17 protein-coding genes are annotated in these 12,785 nt (G+C 74.0%); 12 read left to right on the top strand and 5 right to left on the bottom strand.

The window, feature by feature from the left end:
- Positions 1 to 279: 279 nt before the first annotated feature.
- Positions 280 to 858: a dihydrofolate reductase family protein gene (locus ACEQ2X_RS04945; RefSeq protein WP_370324666.1), complete on the bottom strand. Its 579-nt coding sequence runs from the start codon at positions 856 to 858 to the stop codon at positions 280 to 282.
- Between the two features lie 103 nt (positions 859 to 961).
- Between ACEQ2X_RS04945 and ACEQ2X_RS04940 the strand changes: the two genes are divergently transcribed.
- The 3 genes from ACEQ2X_RS04940 to ACEQ2X_RS04930 all read left to right on the top strand — a co-directional run bounded on the left by ACEQ2X_RS04940 (position 962) and on the right by ACEQ2X_RS04930 (position 2,890).
- On the top strand, positions 962 to 1,339 hold the full coding sequence (locus ACEQ2X_RS04940; RefSeq protein ID WP_370324665.1) for a YciI family protein: 378 nt from the start codon (positions 962 to 964) through the stop codon (positions 1,337 to 1,339).
- Positions 1,340 to 1,343: 4 nt separating this feature from the next.
- Positions 1,344 to 2,582, top strand: a complete 1,239-nt coding sequence (locus tag ACEQ2X_RS04935; protein WP_370324664.1) for an RNA polymerase sigma factor — start codon at positions 1,344 to 1,346, stop codon at positions 2,580 to 2,582.
- A gap of 83 nt (positions 2,583 to 2,665) precedes the next feature.
- Complete coding sequence (locus ACEQ2X_RS04930) at positions 2,666 to 2,890, top strand: hypothetical protein (protein WP_370324663.1); 225 nt, start codon at positions 2,666 to 2,668, stop codon at positions 2,888 to 2,890.
- A 53-nt stretch (positions 2,891 to 2,943) separates the two neighbouring features.
- Here the strand turns inward: ACEQ2X_RS04930 and ACEQ2X_RS04925 are convergent, their stop codons facing one another.
- Positions 2,944 to 3,339: a nuclear transport factor 2 family protein gene (locus ACEQ2X_RS04925; RefSeq protein WP_370324662.1), complete on the bottom strand. Its 396-nt coding sequence runs from the start codon at positions 3,337 to 3,339 to the stop codon at positions 2,944 to 2,946.
- 163 nt (positions 3,340 to 3,502) lie between these two features.
- Between ACEQ2X_RS04925 and ACEQ2X_RS04920 the strand changes: the two genes are divergently transcribed.
- The 6 genes from ACEQ2X_RS04920 (at position 3,503) to ACEQ2X_RS04895 (ending at position 7,929) form a co-directional block, all read left to right on the top strand.
- The gene (locus tag ACEQ2X_RS04920) at positions 3,503 to 3,994 is read left to right on the top strand and encodes a MarR family winged helix-turn-helix transcriptional regulator (protein WP_370324671.1); all 492 of its coding nucleotides are present in this window, start codon (positions 3,503 to 3,505) and stop codon (positions 3,992 to 3,994) included.
- Positions 3,995 to 4,015: 21 nt separating this feature from the next.
- Entirely contained in the window at positions 4,016 to 6,238 is a 2,223-nt protein-coding gene (locus ACEQ2X_RS04915; protein WP_370324661.1) for a 6-phosphofructokinase, read from the top strand.
- A 120-nt stretch (positions 6,239 to 6,358) separates the two neighbouring features.
- Complete coding sequence (locus ACEQ2X_RS04910) at positions 6,359 to 6,547, top strand: hypothetical protein (RefSeq protein ID WP_370324660.1); 189 nt, start codon at positions 6,359 to 6,361, stop codon at positions 6,545 to 6,547.
- Positions 6,525 to 6,938, top strand: coding sequence for a hypothetical protein (locus ACEQ2X_RS04905; RefSeq protein ID WP_370324659.1), 414 nt, complete (start codon positions 6,525 to 6,527; stop codon positions 6,936 to 6,938). Before ACEQ2X_RS04910 ends, ACEQ2X_RS04905 begins: the two co-directional genes overlap by 23 nt.
- A 44-nt stretch (positions 6,939 to 6,982) precedes the next feature.
- On the top strand, positions 6,983 to 7,462 hold the full coding sequence (locus ACEQ2X_RS04900) for a hypothetical protein (protein ID WP_370324658.1): 480 nt from the start codon (positions 6,983 to 6,985) through the stop codon (positions 7,460 to 7,462).
- A complete protein-coding gene (locus tag ACEQ2X_RS04895; RefSeq protein ID WP_370324657.1) occupies positions 7,459 to 7,929 on the top strand; it encodes a hypothetical protein in 471 nt (156 codons plus the stop codon). Before ACEQ2X_RS04900 ends, ACEQ2X_RS04895 begins: the two co-directional genes overlap by 4 nt.
- 3 nt (positions 7,930 to 7,932) lie before the next feature.
- Here ACEQ2X_RS04895 and ACEQ2X_RS04890 read toward each other — a convergent pair whose 3' ends face one another.
- Together ACEQ2X_RS04890 and ACEQ2X_RS04885 are read right to left on the bottom strand one after the other, a co-directional pair.
- The gene (locus ACEQ2X_RS04890) at positions 7,933 to 9,039 is read right to left on the bottom strand and encodes a flavin reductase (RefSeq protein WP_370324656.1); all 1,107 of its coding nucleotides are present in this window, start codon (positions 9,037 to 9,039) and stop codon (positions 7,933 to 7,935) included.
- Positions 9,040 to 9,088: 49 nt separating this feature from the next.
- On the bottom strand, positions 9,089 to 9,640 hold the full coding sequence (locus ACEQ2X_RS04885; RefSeq protein WP_370324655.1) for an N-acetyltransferase family protein: 552 nt from the start codon (positions 9,638 to 9,640) through the stop codon (positions 9,089 to 9,091).
- 128 nt (positions 9,641 to 9,768) lie between these two features.
- Between ACEQ2X_RS04885 and ACEQ2X_RS04880 the strand changes: the two genes are divergently transcribed.
- The 3 genes from ACEQ2X_RS04880 to ACEQ2X_RS04870 all read left to right on the top strand — a co-directional run bounded on the left by ACEQ2X_RS04880 (position 9,769) and on the right by ACEQ2X_RS04870 (position 12,503).
- Positions 9,769 to 10,281: a winged helix-turn-helix transcriptional regulator gene (locus ACEQ2X_RS04880; protein ID WP_370324654.1), complete on the top strand. Its 513-nt coding sequence runs from the start codon at positions 9,769 to 9,771 to the stop codon at positions 10,279 to 10,281.
- Positions 10,282 to 10,378: 97 nt separating this feature from the next.
- Positions 10,379 to 11,407 (top strand): DUF2236 domain-containing protein, encoded by a 1,029-nt coding sequence (locus ACEQ2X_RS04875; RefSeq protein WP_370324653.1) that lies wholly within the window; start codon positions 10,379 to 10,381, stop codon positions 11,405 to 11,407.
- 37 nt (positions 11,408 to 11,444) lie between these two features.
- Positions 11,445 to 12,503: a low specificity L-threonine aldolase gene (locus tag ACEQ2X_RS04870; RefSeq protein ID WP_370324652.1), complete on the top strand. Its 1,059-nt coding sequence runs from the start codon at positions 11,445 to 11,447 to the stop codon at positions 12,501 to 12,503.
- Between the two features lie 19 nt (positions 12,504 to 12,522).
- On the opposite strand, the gene ACEQ2X_RS04865 is transcribed toward ACEQ2X_RS04870, so the two are convergent.
- Positions 12,523 to 12,768 carry a hypothetical protein gene (locus ACEQ2X_RS04865; RefSeq protein WP_370324651.1) on the bottom strand — a complete coding sequence of 82 codons (246 nt, stop codon included), beginning with the start codon at positions 12,766 to 12,768 and terminating at the stop codon, positions 12,523 to 12,525.
- Positions 12,769 to 12,785 lie beyond the last annotated feature (17 nt).

Raw genomic sequence — 12,785 nt, 5'->3', positions numbered from 1 at the left:
GCGTAGATGCCGCCGCCGATGAAGGCGATGCCGATGGCGGCGAGGACGACGCCGAGGATGCGGATGCGGGACGCGATCATGACGGTGGACCTCCTCGTAAGGTCCCAGGTCTCCGGTCTGGTGTGGGGTTGGTGGTGTGTGGTGGAGACACCATCAGCATCCTCACCCGGCGGGTCTGTCGACAGGCCAGCGGACCCCCCACCCGCGGGACCCTGGACCCGCCCCAGGACGGACCACACGACCCGGGCCACACGACCCGGGACCCGGTCCCCCCAGAGGTCAGATCCGGCCGTACACCGCGATGATCACCCCCGTCGTCGTGGTGATCGACCGCTGCAGGCGGAGGTCCCGGCGGACCGTCCCGGTGAACAGCCGCCGCCCCGACCCGAGGACGATCGGGTGGATCGACAGGATGTGGGTGTCGACGAGCCCGGCGGCCTCCAGGGCGGTGACCAGCTCGATGCTGCCGAGGACGGTGAGGTCGCCGACCTCGTCGCCCAGCGCCGCCACGGACGACGTCGCCTCGCCGGCCAGCAGGGTCGAGTTGGGGTAGCCGAGCGCGGTCCTGGCCGACCGGGACACGACCAGCTTCGGGGCGGCGACCAGCACGTCGGTGAAGGGGTTCGGCTCCGGCGTCGTCGTCCAGAACCCGAGCAGGTCCTCATACGTCCTGCGGCCGAGCAGGAGCGGGCCGCCACGCGCCATCCCCTCCCCCGCGAACGCCATCGACACCTCGTCGGCGTACCCGGCCGCCCAGCCGCCGTGGGCGAACCCGCCTCGTCGGTCCTCGTCGGGACGGCCGGGGGCCTGGACGACCCCGTCCAGGGTCGTGCTGAGGAACGTGGTGATGGTCGGCATGGGGTGTGCTCCGGGTCGTGGATCTGCTCGGACACCCCCATGACGGACAAGCAGCCCGCCGATCGACAGCGCACTAGGATCTGCCCGTCCTGGAGGAGGACCCATGCGCTACACGTTGCTGCTCCACTACCCCGAGATGACCCCCGAGGAGCTCGGCCCGGAGATGCAGGCCGAGGGCGAGCGCCTGTTCGAGGCGTACGCCGCTGCGCTCGAGCAGGCGGGGGTGCTCCTGGCCGCCGAGGTGCTGGCCCAGTCGTCCGCCACGACCACCGTCATGCGCCGCGACGAGCGGCTGCTGGTCCAGGACGGCCCGCACGCCGCCACCAAGGAGCAGCTCGCCGGCACGTTCCTCATCGACGTGGTGGACGCCGACGAGGCCATCCGCTGGGCGGGCGACGCGCCGCTGATCGACCACGGCTGGATCGAGGTCCGCCCGGGGATGGTCCACTTCACCGGCGGCGCGTGGGTGCCGAACGCCTGACTACGTGGCCGGAGGGGACCGGGGACGTGCGGCGCGGGAGGCTGCCGAGGGTGCCGCCCGCCTGTCCTACGGCCGCCTGGTCGCGCTGCTCGCCGGGTCGACCGGCGACCTCGCCCTGGCCGAGGACGCCCTGTCGGAGGCCTTCGGCAGCGCCCTGCGCACCTGGCCGCGGTCGGGGGTGCCGGACAACCCCGACGGGTGGCTGCTGACGGCTGCCCGGAACCGGATCCGGGACGTGTGGCGGTCGTCGGCGCACCGGACGGCGGCGGATCTGGAGGAGGCCGACCACGTCGCCGCCGTCGACCCGTTCGCCGACCTCGACCCCGACGCCATCGGCGACCGTCGCGTGGCGCTGCTCTTCGCCTGCTCGCACCCCGACGTCGACGTCGGCGCGCGCACGCCCCTGATGTTGCAGGTCGTCCTCGGGTTCGAGGCCGCTGACATCGCACGTGCCTACGCGGTGCCCAGCGCCACGATGGCCCAGCGGCTGGTGCGGGCGAAGGCCAGGATCCGCGCCCGCGGGGTGCCCTTCGAGGTGCCCGGTCCCGGACAGCTGGCGGACCGGGTGCCGGCGGTGCTGGAGGCGCTCCACGGCTGCTACGCCCTGACCTGGCACGGTGCCGCCGGGGACGCGGTCCACACCTCGGTGGCGGCGGAGGCCCGACGCCTCGCCGTGGCCACCGCCGAGCTGCTGGACGACGACCCGGAGGCATGGGGCCTCGCGGCGTCGATCACCTTCGGGGTGGCGCGGGCCGGCGGCCGTGCGGTCGGGTGGTACGTGCCGCTCGACGAGCAGGATCCCGATCGGTGGGACGCCGCGCTGATCGCGGAGGCGGAGGGGTACCTCCGACGTGCGTCTGCGCTCGGCCGCACCGGTCGGTTCCAGCTCGAGGCCGCCATCGAGGCCGTCCACGCCTCCCGCATCCGGAGCGACCGGATCGACTGGGCGGCGCTGGGCACCCTCCACCTGGCCCTGGTCCACCTCGCCCCGACGCTGGGCAGCCGGGTCGCGCTGGCGGCCGTGCTGGGCAGCACCGACGGGCCCAACGTCGGCCTCGCCGCCATCGACGCGCTGGGATCGGCCGCCGACGAGTTCCAGCCCGCCTGGGCGACCCGGGCGCACCTGCTCGTGGCGGCGGGTGACCACCGGGCGGCCCGCCAGGCCTACGACCGGGCCATCGCCCTGTCGGACGACGGCGCGGTGATCGCGTGGCTCCGCGCCCGACGGGATGCGGTCGGCTGATCGACGTCTCTCGGCTGTCGATCGGGTGTCGCCTCGATCGTCATGGGGGTGACGACCGGCTCCACCGACGTGAAGGTCCAGCCATGTCCCCCCTCGCCATCCTCGCCGCGGTGCTGCTCGGGGCCGCCGGGTGGGAGGGCGCTGCCGGCGGCGCCCTCGCGGGCCTGGGCCTCGCCATCCTGCCCGCGCTGATACTCGTCGGGTCCGTCGTGTGGGAGGGCGTCCCGGTGCGCACCGCCGTGCTGCACGCCGGCGACTGGACCGTCAAGCTGCCCGTCGCATGCGCGGTGGTGGGCGCGCTCAGCTGAATCGGTCGCCCGTGACCTTCGCGGTGGTGTTCGGCGCGCCATCCGGGCGATGATCAGGGACGCCCCCAGAAGTCGTCGACCTCGTACTGGTTGCGGCTGTGGTACCAGCTCTCGGCGATCCGCCCGTCGACCATGCGGACGACGTGGGCGAGGTTGTTCTCGAGCTGCGCGCCCTCGCGGGTGGCGGTGTAGGTCGTGAGCACGACCCCCCACTCGTCGTCGGCGAAGACGCGGTGCACGGTCAGTGACAGCGTGCCGCCGGTCCGCTCGGCGGCCGTGCCGAGGAAGCCGAGCACCTCCTCCGGGCCCTTGTAGGTCCCGCTGTTCGTGCTGCGCCCCGGGACGTGCCAGACCACGTCCGGGGTCATGCCCGCGACGATCCCGTCCACGTCGCCGGCGGCCGCCGCGTCGTACAACCGCCGCAGGGCGGTGGCGTTCGGGTGCTCCATCTGCCTCACCTCCATCTCGTCGGATCACCGGGTCGGATCCGTTCGACATCAAAATGACTTGCTGTCCTTTCGATGTCAAACAGTTTCTTGATAGGGTCCCCGACATGGGTGGTGAGGACCGTGGGTGGTGAGGGGCGTGGGTGGTGAGGACGTAGTGGCTGCGATGGTGGAGGAGTGGCGTCGGGAGCGTCCCGACCTCGACCCCACGCCGATGGCGCTGTTCGGGCTGCTGACCCGCGCGGACGTGCTGGCCGGCAAGCGGATCGCCGCCGGGTTGGCGACGGCCGGGGTCAACCGGGGGGAGTTCGACGTCCTGGCGACGCTGCGTCGCGCCGGGACCCCCTACGCGCGGGCGGCTGGCGCGCTCGCCCAGTCCCTGCTGCTCTCCCCCGGGGCGATGACGAACCGCCTGGACAAGCTGGAGGGGATGGGGCTGATCACGCGCACCGTCGACCCCGATGACCGGCGCAGCGTCCGCATCGCGCTGACCCGCAGCGGCCGCAGGCTGGTCGACGAGGCCACCACCCGGCACGTGGAGAACCTGGCGGAGATGCTCGCCGGACTCCGCCGGGACGAGCGGGACGAGCTGTCGGTGCTGCTCGGCCGCCTCCTCAGCTCCCTCGAGTCGCCCGCCCACGACGTTGCCGGCGACTGACTTGTCGGGTAGGCCTGCGCCATGAGCGACCACCGTCCGTCGAACATCGCCGTGCTGACGAGCGGCGGGGACAGCCCCGGCATGAACGCCGCGGTCCGCGCCGTCGTGCGGACCGCCGCCCACCGCGATGTGGGGGTGCACGCCGTCTACGAGGGCTACAAGGGGATGGTCGACGGCGGCGACGCGATCCGCCCGATCGGCTTCGGCGACGTCGGCGGCATCCTCCACCGGGGCGGGACGGAGATCGGCACCGCCCGCAGCGAGGCCTTCCGCACCCGTGACGGCCGGCGGCAGGCGGCGAAGAACCTGATCGAGCGCGACATCGACGCCCTCGTCGTCATCGGTGGGGACGGCAGCCTGACCGGGGCGGACGTCTTCCGCCATGAGTGGTCCGGCCTGCTCGACGAGCTCGTCGAAGCCGGTGAGCTGGATCGCGAGCAGGCCGACGCCCACCCGCGCCTCCGACTGGTCGGGTTGGTCGGGTCCATCGACAACGACATGTTCGGGACCGACATGACGATCGGGTCCGACACCGCCCTCCACCGCATCACCGAGGCGATCGACGCCCTCCACAGCACCGCCGCCAGCCACCAGCGCACGTTCGTGGTCGAGGTGATGGGCCGCCACTGCGGCTACCTCGCGTTGATGGGCGCGCTGTCGACCGGTGCGAACTGGGTGCTGATCCCGGAGCGGCCCGCCCAGGTCGGGGAGTGGCAGGACGCCATGTGCGAGGCCCTCTCGGCGGGTCGGCGAGCCGGACGTCGCCAGAGCATCGTGGTCGTCGCCGAGGGCGCGACCGACACCGACGGGAACCCCGTCACCTCCGAGGACGTCCGGACCCTCCTCAGCGAGCGGCTCGGCGTCGACACACGGGTCACCATCCTCGGCCACGTCCAGCGCGGGGGCGCGCCCAGCGCGTTCGACCGCAACCTCGGCACGCTGCTCGGCTACGCCGCGGTCGAGCACCTGCTCCACGGCGACCCCGACGCCCCGCCCCAGGTGATCGGGATCCGCGAGCACCAGATCGTCACGACCCCCCTCGAGCACGCCGTCGACCAGACCCGCACCGTCGCGCGGTTGCTCGACCAGGGCGACTACGACGAGGCGATGGCGATGCGGGGCGGCAGCTTCGCCGACTCCTGGCGGATCCTGCAGACCATCACCCGGGCGACTGCCCGCCCACCGGGGGAGGGGCAGCGCCAGCTCCGCATCGGGATCATGCACGGCGGTGGGCCGGCACCGGGGATGAACACCGCGGTCCGGGCCGCGGTCCGCCTGGCCATGGACCGGGGGCACCGCACGGTCGCCATCCGCCGCGGCTTCCGCGGCCTGGCGAACGGCTGGGTGGAGGAGATGGACTGGATGACCGTCAGCGGGTGGGTGCAGGAGGGCGGGGCCGAGCTCGGCACCTCCCGCTACCAGCCCCACGACGAGGGGTACGAGGCCATCGCCTCGACGATCCGCGAGCACGACCTCGACGCGCTGCTGGTGATCGGCGGGTTCTCGGCCTACCGCGCGGCGCACGCGTTGCACGACGCCCGGGGAACCCACCCCGCGCTCGACCTGCCGATCGTCTGCATGCCCGCGTCGATCAACAACGACCTGCCGGTCTCCGAGCTCGCCGTCGGCAGCGACACCGCCCTCAACGCGATCGCCTTCGACGTCGACCGGATCAAGCAGTCAGCCGTCGCCGCGCACCGCTGCTTCGTCGTCGAGGTGATGGGCCACGACAGCGGGTACCTGGCCCTGCTCGGCGGCCTGGCCACCGGGGCCGAGCGCGCGTACCTGCCCGAGGAGGGCATCACCCTCGCCGACCTCCAGCGCGACGTGCACGACCTGATCGAGGGCTTCGAGGGCGGCAAGCGCCTCGGCCTCATGATCCGTGCCGAGCGCGCCGACGAGATCTACACCACCGACTTCCTCGCCGCGCTGTTCGAGAAGGAGGGCGGCGACCTCTTCGACGTCCGCCAGGCCGTGCTCGGCCACGTCCAGCAGGGCGGCAGCCCCTCACCCTTCGACCGCATCCAGGCCACCCGCCTCGCGGCGGCCTGCGTCGAGCACCTCTCGGACCGGGCGGGCGAGGGCGGGGATGCCAGCGCCTTCGTCGGCCTGCAGTCCGGCAGGGTCCGCACCACCCCGCTGGCCGAGTTCCCCGGCCTGGTCGAGGCGGGCGCGCAGCGACCGGTGGAGCAGTGGTGGCTCGACGTCCGCGAGGTCGCCGACGCGATGGCCCGCACTCCCTGACCGAGGGTCCGGCGCGGTCGTCCACAGGCTGGCGGAGAGGGGGTTGACCACCCGCCGAACGCGGCGTTGACTGGGCCCGGACGCGGTCACGGGGGCCGTGACGGGAAGGACTGGTGCGTCGTGCACGACATGACCGACTGGTGGGTGGCGGCGGTGGGCCGCCTCGAGGGCGACGGGGGGTTCTCCACCGCCGAGCTGCTGGCGAACGCCGCGCTGGCGGTGGCCGCGCTCGTGGTGGTCTGGGGCGGGTTGCAGGGCCTCGGCGTCGACGTCGTCGAGTGGATCCGTGGCCAACTGGCCCTCGGCTGACCGCCCCGCGACGAGCTGCACCGACCGGGACGTCGACGGGTACGTCACCCCGGCCTTCATCGCGACGGTCGGGCTGACCCTCCTGCTCCTCGTCGCGGCGGCGAACCTGCTGGCGGTCCACTACGCCCGCGGGGTGATGCAGGCCGCCGTGGAGGAGGGGGCCCGACAGGGTGCCGCGACGGGCGCGGCGGCGGCGTGTGCCGTGCGGGTCGAGGCCGTGCTGGACGGTCTCGGCGCGCTCGGGGACGGCATCGGGGCGGTGGAGTGCGCCGTCGCCCCGGCAGCGACGACCGCTGCGCTGACCGGGGTGTTCGAGCCGTGGGTCCCCCTCGTCCCGACCCAGTCCGTCGAGGTCGACGCCCGCGTGGCGCAACCGGCGGCGTCGTCGTGACGCAGCGCAGGGCACGGCACCCCGCCGATGTGCACGTCGGCCACGTGGGTGGCCCACCTGCACATCGTGCGCGCGCCGCGGGTCCCGGACCGAGACGCGCGGCGGCGGAGTCCGGGTTCGTCACCGCCGAGTGGGTCATCGGCTTGACGGTGCTGGTCCTGCCGGTGCTGCTGCTCGCCGCCGTCCTGCCGTCGTGGACCGCCCGGCACGAGGCCGCGGCCGCGGCGGCGCGGGAGGCGGCCCGCGTCGCGGCGGCCACCGCTGACGGCGCCGCCCCCGGCGGTGCCGCGTCCCAGGCCGCGGCGGAGGTGCTGGCGGCCCGCGACGTCGACCCCTCCACCGCCGCGGTCGAGGTGGACGTCCCGGTCGGCGCGGACGGTCGCACCCCGCGGGAAGGGGTCGTGACCGCCGTCGTCACCCTCGACGGTCCGACGGTGACCGTCCCGCTCCTCGGAGAGATCGCCGGACCTGACGTGTCCGGGGAGCACACCCGGCGCCTCAACCCCTACCGGAGCCGACCGTGACCGCGGCGGACCCCTCCCCCTCCCCCTGCCCCACCGACTCGCCCCGGCCCGCGCGTGCGGCGGACGACGGCTCGGCGGTGGTCTGGCTGCTGGTCGTGCCACTGCTCGTGCTGGTGCTGGCCGCGATCTCCCTCGACCTGTGGGGGGCGCTCTCCGCGCGCGGGCGGATCGCGGCGATCGCCGACGAGGCCGCCGCGGCCGGCGCGACCGCGCTGTCCCCCGAGGCGAGCCGGGCCGCCCGCCAGCAGGTGGCCCTCGACCCCGACGAGGCGACCCGCCGCGCGCTCGAGGCAGTCGACACCCACCCCGAGGTCGCGCGGGTCATCCAGCGCAGCGCGGCCGCGACCCCCGACGTCGTCCGGGTCACGGTGGAGGGGCGCTACGACCTGCTGCTCCTCAGGCTGGTCGGCCAGGACGCCGTCGCGGTGACGGTGACGGGCCACGCCACGCCACGCGTCGAGGGATGAGGGTCAGCTCCCGGCCGCCGCCCGATGGGTCCGGCGGCTGTGCTCGGTGTGGCGGACGATGGCCTCACGGACCCCGGGGAGGTCGCCGCGGGCCCAGGCGTCGGCGATCACCACGTGCTCGGCGCCGTGGTCGGCGTCTAGCAGCTCGGCGTCGCGCACCCCGCGCAGGAGCATGCCGGGCAGGCTGAGCCGCTGGTAGGCGTCGAGCAGCGCCGACGAGCCGGCCGTCCGGACCATCGCCTCGTGGAAGGCGGTGTTGGCCGCGGCGTAGGTGGCCAGGTCCGCGTCCGGGTCCGCCAGGACCTCGACGGACTGCGCGGCCAGGCGGCGCAGGTCCGCTGCGACCGTCGCGCCGGTCGCCCCGACGGCCAGGTCGGCGGCGCCCAGCTCGATCGCGCAGCGGGCGTCGAGCGCGTCGTCGATCGCCGCCGGCGTGACCGGTCCGATCCGGGACCCGGCGACGGGGTCGCCGCCGAGCAGCCCCTCGCCCCGCAGGGCGGAGAGCGCCCGCTCGATGCGGCCGCCCTCGACGCCCAACGAGGTGGCGAGGTCGGTGACGTCGAGCAGCCCCTCGGGCAGTCGGCCGCCGAGGAGCTGCTCGCGGATCACCGCGGTCACGTCGTCGGCGCGCGCCAGCTGCAGCTGGCCGAACTGCCCGCGGAAGTAGGCCAGCGGGGCGCCGTCGCGGGCGTCGACGCCGACGACGCGCCCCATCATCACGTGGTGGGTGGCCGCCTCGACGGCCTCGGAGAGCTCGCAGTCGATCACCGCGAGCACGTCGTCGAGGGCCAGGGCGCCGTTGGCCCGGCGGGTCGTGCCGACCTCGGCGAAGCGGTCGTCGGCCGGCATCGCGAACAGCGTCGCGAGGCGGGCCTGGTGCTCGGCCAGGACGTTGACCGTGAACCGCCCGGTCGCGATGACCGCGTCGCCGGTGCGCGACGACTTGTTCATGCAGACGAGCAGCATCGGCGGGTCGAGGGACAGCGACGACACGGCGCTCGCCGTCATGCCGTGGTCACCCTCGTCGTCGGTCGCGGTCACGACCGTCACCCCGGTCGCGAAGCGCCCGATGACGTCACGGAACTCCTCACGTGTGACCGCGTCCGGCATGGCGCTCCACCCTAGCCACCGGCCTCCGGGGCGCCCGCGTCCCCGCCGGTCAGAGCTGGATGGTGATGTCCACCGATGCCCCCTGCCGCTGGCTGGCGGTCGGCAGGCCCGACGAGCGGATGAGGTGCAGGACCGCCCCGTTGTCGGCCTGCACCATGACCAGCGCGGTGCCGTGCCCGGTCGCCTGCGCGGCGGCCGCGATCGCCTGCAGCAGCAGGCGCCCGAGCCCGTGGCCCTGCCACGCGTCGTCCACCACCACGGCGATGTCCACCGCGGTCGGGTCGGCCGGCAGCTCGATCGACTGGACCAGGCCGACCACCCGCCGGCCCGCCACCCCGACCAGCGTCTCGCGACCGCGGTGGTCCACGTCGACGATCGCGGCCAGCTGCGAGGGGGACAGGCGGTGCACGCCGGTGTTGAACCGTCGGAAGCGCGAGGCCGCGGACAGCCCCGCGACGAAGGCGTCCACGCGGTCGGCGTCGAGCGGCGACACGGGTCGCACCAGCACCTGCCCGCGGGCGGTCGCCAGGTCCAGGCGCGGCGCCGCGGACCCCGCGAACAGCCCCGCGGACGTCGACAGCGGGGCGGGTGCGTCCGGCATCGTCCGCGCTCCCCGATCGACAGCCGTGAGCGGCATCGCCTCCACCTCCTCGACACTTGGGTTCGGTATCCGAACCCAGAGTTGAGCACATCTGGGTTCGGAAAGCAAACCGAGCTAGCATCTGCGGCATGCGCTGGAGGGATGTGGACCACGAGGCGTGCGCCGTCACGCTCGCGGCCGAGGTGATCGGGGACCGCTGGTCGGTGCTGGTCCTGCGCGAGGTGCTCAACGGCGTGCGCCGCTTCGACGACATCCAGGGGCACATCGGCGTGTCCCGGAGCGTGCTGGCCCAGCGGTTGCGCGACCTGATCGCGGCAGGCGTGCTCGAGAAGCGCGAGATCCGCCCCGACGGCGATCGGGCTCGCCACGAGTACCGGTTGACGGCGATGGGCCGTGACCTCCAGCCGGTCATGCACGCGCTGATGGACTTCGGCGACCGGTGGTTGACCGGGCGGGACGAGCCGACCGTCGTCGTCCGCCACCGCGGCTGCGCCGCCCAGGTGCACGTCACGTCGGTGTGCGACGCCGGCCACGTCATCGACGACCCGCGGGAGCTCTACGGCGAGGTCGGTGCGGCCCCGCCGCCGGCAGTTCCGGGACCGACCGCCGCCCCGGACCTGCCGGCAGACGCCTCGCGGTAGAGGCTCGTCCTGGCCGTCGGTGAGACAACTCCGCCTTGAACGTATCACCGAGCGTCGTAGGATCCATGGCGATCTCCGACTAGTCCCCGAGGCACCGATGCGCAGTCACCACGTCGCCCTGCCCAGGACCGCGCTGGCAGGGGTCGGTCTCGCGCTCGGCGGTCTCGCCGCCACCGCCCGTGGCCGCACCCACCGGGTCGCGGACCGCATCGCCGGGCTCGACCCGGTCGCCGAGGCGCAGGAGGTGATGTGGCTGCTCGCCAGCCGCGAGTTCGGCCACGACGTCGAGACCGCGCTGTCCCTCGCGCTGTTCCGCACCTACGCCTCACCGTCGATCTCGGTGGTGCTCGAGGCGACGGGGGAGTTCACCGCGCGCCCCCGCAAGCGCTACGACGACACCGAGCTGATCATGGCGGAGATGAGCAAGCACGGGTTCGACCACCCGCGCGGCCGCACCGCCCTGCGGCGCATGAACGCGATGCACGCCGCCTACGACATCGCGGCCACCGACACCCTCTACGTCCTGACCACGTTCATCCTCGAGCCGATCCGCTGGATCGACCGCTGGGGCTGGAGGTCCCTCACCGACGCCGAGCGCACCGCCCAGGTGATCAGCTACCGCGAGCTCGGCCGGCACATGGGCCTCGGCGACCTGCCCGACGACCTCGCCTGGTATGAGCGGGTCAACCGCGCCTACGAGGCCGAGCACTTCGCCTACCACCCCGCGAACGCCGCCGTGGCGGACGCGTCCATGGGCATGTTCCTCGACATGTACCTGCCCGCACCCCTCCACCGGATCGGTCACGCCGTCGTCCGCGCGCTCCTCGACCCGCCGGTGCTCGACGCGTTCGGCTACGACCCCGCGCCCCCGGCCGTGGTGGCCGGCGTCCACGGCGCCCTCCGCGCCCGGGCCGCGGTGCAGCGCCACCTGATGCCGGAGCGCCGCACCGACTACGACCTGACCGCCGTCCGCCGGCCCACCTACCCCGACGGGCACGTCGTCGCCGAGCTCGGCTCGTTCCCGGACGGCGCGACCCGCACCCGCGCGAACTCGGCCATCGCGGACCTGCGAGCCGCGTGCCCGGTGTCCGCTCCGCGCGCGGCGACGGCACCGGCTGCTCCGTAGGCTGCTCGGTCGATCCTGCGACCGAGGAGCACGTGGCTTGAACTTCGCGAGCGACAACGTGGTGGGCGTCCACCCCGACGTCATGGCGGCCATCGCGGCGGCGAACGTGGGCGCACAGGGCTCCTACGGCGCGGACGAGTACACCGCACGCGGGCTGGACGCGCTGGCGGAGCTGTTCGAGACCGACATCGCCGCCTTCCCGGTGCTGACCGGCACCGCCGCCAACTCCCTGTGCCTGGCGGCCATGACCCCGTCCTTCGGCGGGGTGCTGTGCCACGCCGACGCCCACGTCATGGTCGACGAGTGCGGCGCACCCGAGCTGTTCACCGGTGGCGCGAAGCTGATCGGCCTCGACCAGCCCGCCGGCAAGCTGACCCCTGACGGCATCAGCGACCGGCTGGCCCAGTTCGTCCGCGGCGAGCACGACCCCCTCCCCTCGACAGTCACGATCACCAACGCCACCGAGCTCGGCACGGTCTACACCCCCGACGAGGTCGGCGCGATCGCGGAGGTGGCCCACGGTCGCGGCATGCGGCTGCACGTCGACGGCGCCCGGTTCGCCAACGCGCTCGTCAGCCAGGGGTGCGCCCCGGCTGATCTCACGTGGCGGGCGGGCGTGGACGCGCTGTCCTTCGGCGGCACCAAGAACGGCGCGATGGCCCTCGAGGTCGTGGTGCTGTTCGACCGGGCCCTCGCCGAGGGGTTCGCGCACCGCCGCATGAAGACCGCCCAGCTGCTCAGCAAGGGCCGGTTCCTCGGCGCGCAGCTCGAGGCCTACCTGGCCGACGGCCTGTGGCTCGACACCGCCCGGCACGCGAACGCGATGGCGCGCCGGTTGGCGGAGGGCCTCGACGCCGCGGGGCGGGTCCGCCTGCCCCTCCCCACCCAGGCCAACGAGGTCTTCCCGATCATGCCCGCCGGGTTGTTCGCCCACCTGGAGGCGTCGGGTGCGCACCTCTACGAGTGGCCCGGCGTCGGGCCGGGCACCGACGTGATCGCCGAGGGCGAGGTGTTCGCCCGGCTGGTGTGCGCGTGGACGACCACGTCGGAGCAGGTCGACGAGCTGGTCGCCGCCGTCGCGGGCTGGGACGGCTGACCCGGGGGCGTGGCGCGCGCTACCCGGTCGACTCCTGCGCCTCGATCCAGCGGACGAACTCCTCGACCGTCCCGCCGCCCTCGGCATCGCTGAACGCCACGGCCCACTCGAAGATCTGGGCGTCCGTGAACCCCTCGGCCGTCAGGCGGTCGCGCGCCTGGTTGGCCAGCAGGTGCGCGCCCTCCTGGCGGGTCTCGTCGGGGTACGGCGTCGCCACCCCCTCCTCGGCGGGGTGCTCGGGATCCGGGTGGGGCTCGGTGGCCATGGCGTGCAGCTCCTGTG

The sequence above is a fragment of the Euzebya sp. genome (assembly GCF_964222135.1).
Lineage (GTDB): Bacteria > Actinomycetota > Nitriliruptoria > Euzebyales > Euzebyaceae > Euzebya.
This window is presented reverse-complemented; position numbering and strand designations above follow the sequence as displayed.

Excerpts from the sequence above, each read along its gene's own strand:
- ACEQ2X_RS04945 (WP_370324666.1), bottom strand. The coding sequence starts at position 858 with ATGCCGACCATCACCACGTTCCTCAGCACGACCCTGGACGGGGTCGTC.
- ACEQ2X_RS04940 (WP_370324665.1), top strand. The coding sequence starts at position 962 with ATGCGCTACACGTTGCTGCTCCACTACCCCGAGATGACCCCCGAGGAG.
- ACEQ2X_RS04930 (WP_370324663.1), top strand. The coding sequence starts at position 2,666 with ATGTCCCCCCTCGCCATCCTCGCCGCGGTGCTGCTCGGGGCCGCCGGG.
- ACEQ2X_RS04925 (WP_370324662.1), bottom strand. The coding sequence starts at position 3,339 with ATGGAGCACCCGAACGCCACCGCCCTGCGGCGGTTGTACGACGCGGCG.
- ACEQ2X_RS04920 (WP_370324671.1), top strand. The coding sequence starts at position 3,503 with ATGGTGGAGGAGTGGCGTCGGGAGCGTCCCGACCTCGACCCCACGCCG.
- ACEQ2X_RS04915 (WP_370324661.1), top strand. The coding sequence starts at position 4,016 with ATGAGCGACCACCGTCCGTCGAACATCGCCGTGCTGACGAGCGGCGGG.
- ACEQ2X_RS04890 (WP_370324656.1), bottom strand. The coding sequence starts at position 9,039 with ATGCCGGACGCGGTCACACGTGAGGAGTTCCGTGACGTCATCGGGCGC.
- ACEQ2X_RS04885 (WP_370324655.1), bottom strand. The coding sequence starts at position 9,640 with ATGCCGGACGCACCCGCCCCGCTGTCGACGTCCGCGGGGCTGTTCGCG.
- ACEQ2X_RS04880 (WP_370324654.1), top strand. The coding sequence starts at position 9,769 with ATGCGCTGGAGGGATGTGGACCACGAGGCGTGCGCCGTCACGCTCGCG.
- ACEQ2X_RS04875 (WP_370324653.1), top strand. The coding sequence starts at position 10,379 with ATGCGCAGTCACCACGTCGCCCTGCCCAGGACCGCGCTGGCAGGGGTC.
- ACEQ2X_RS04865 (WP_370324651.1), bottom strand. The coding sequence starts at position 12,768 with ATGGCCACCGAGCCCCACCCGGATCCCGAGCACCCCGCCGAGGAGGGG.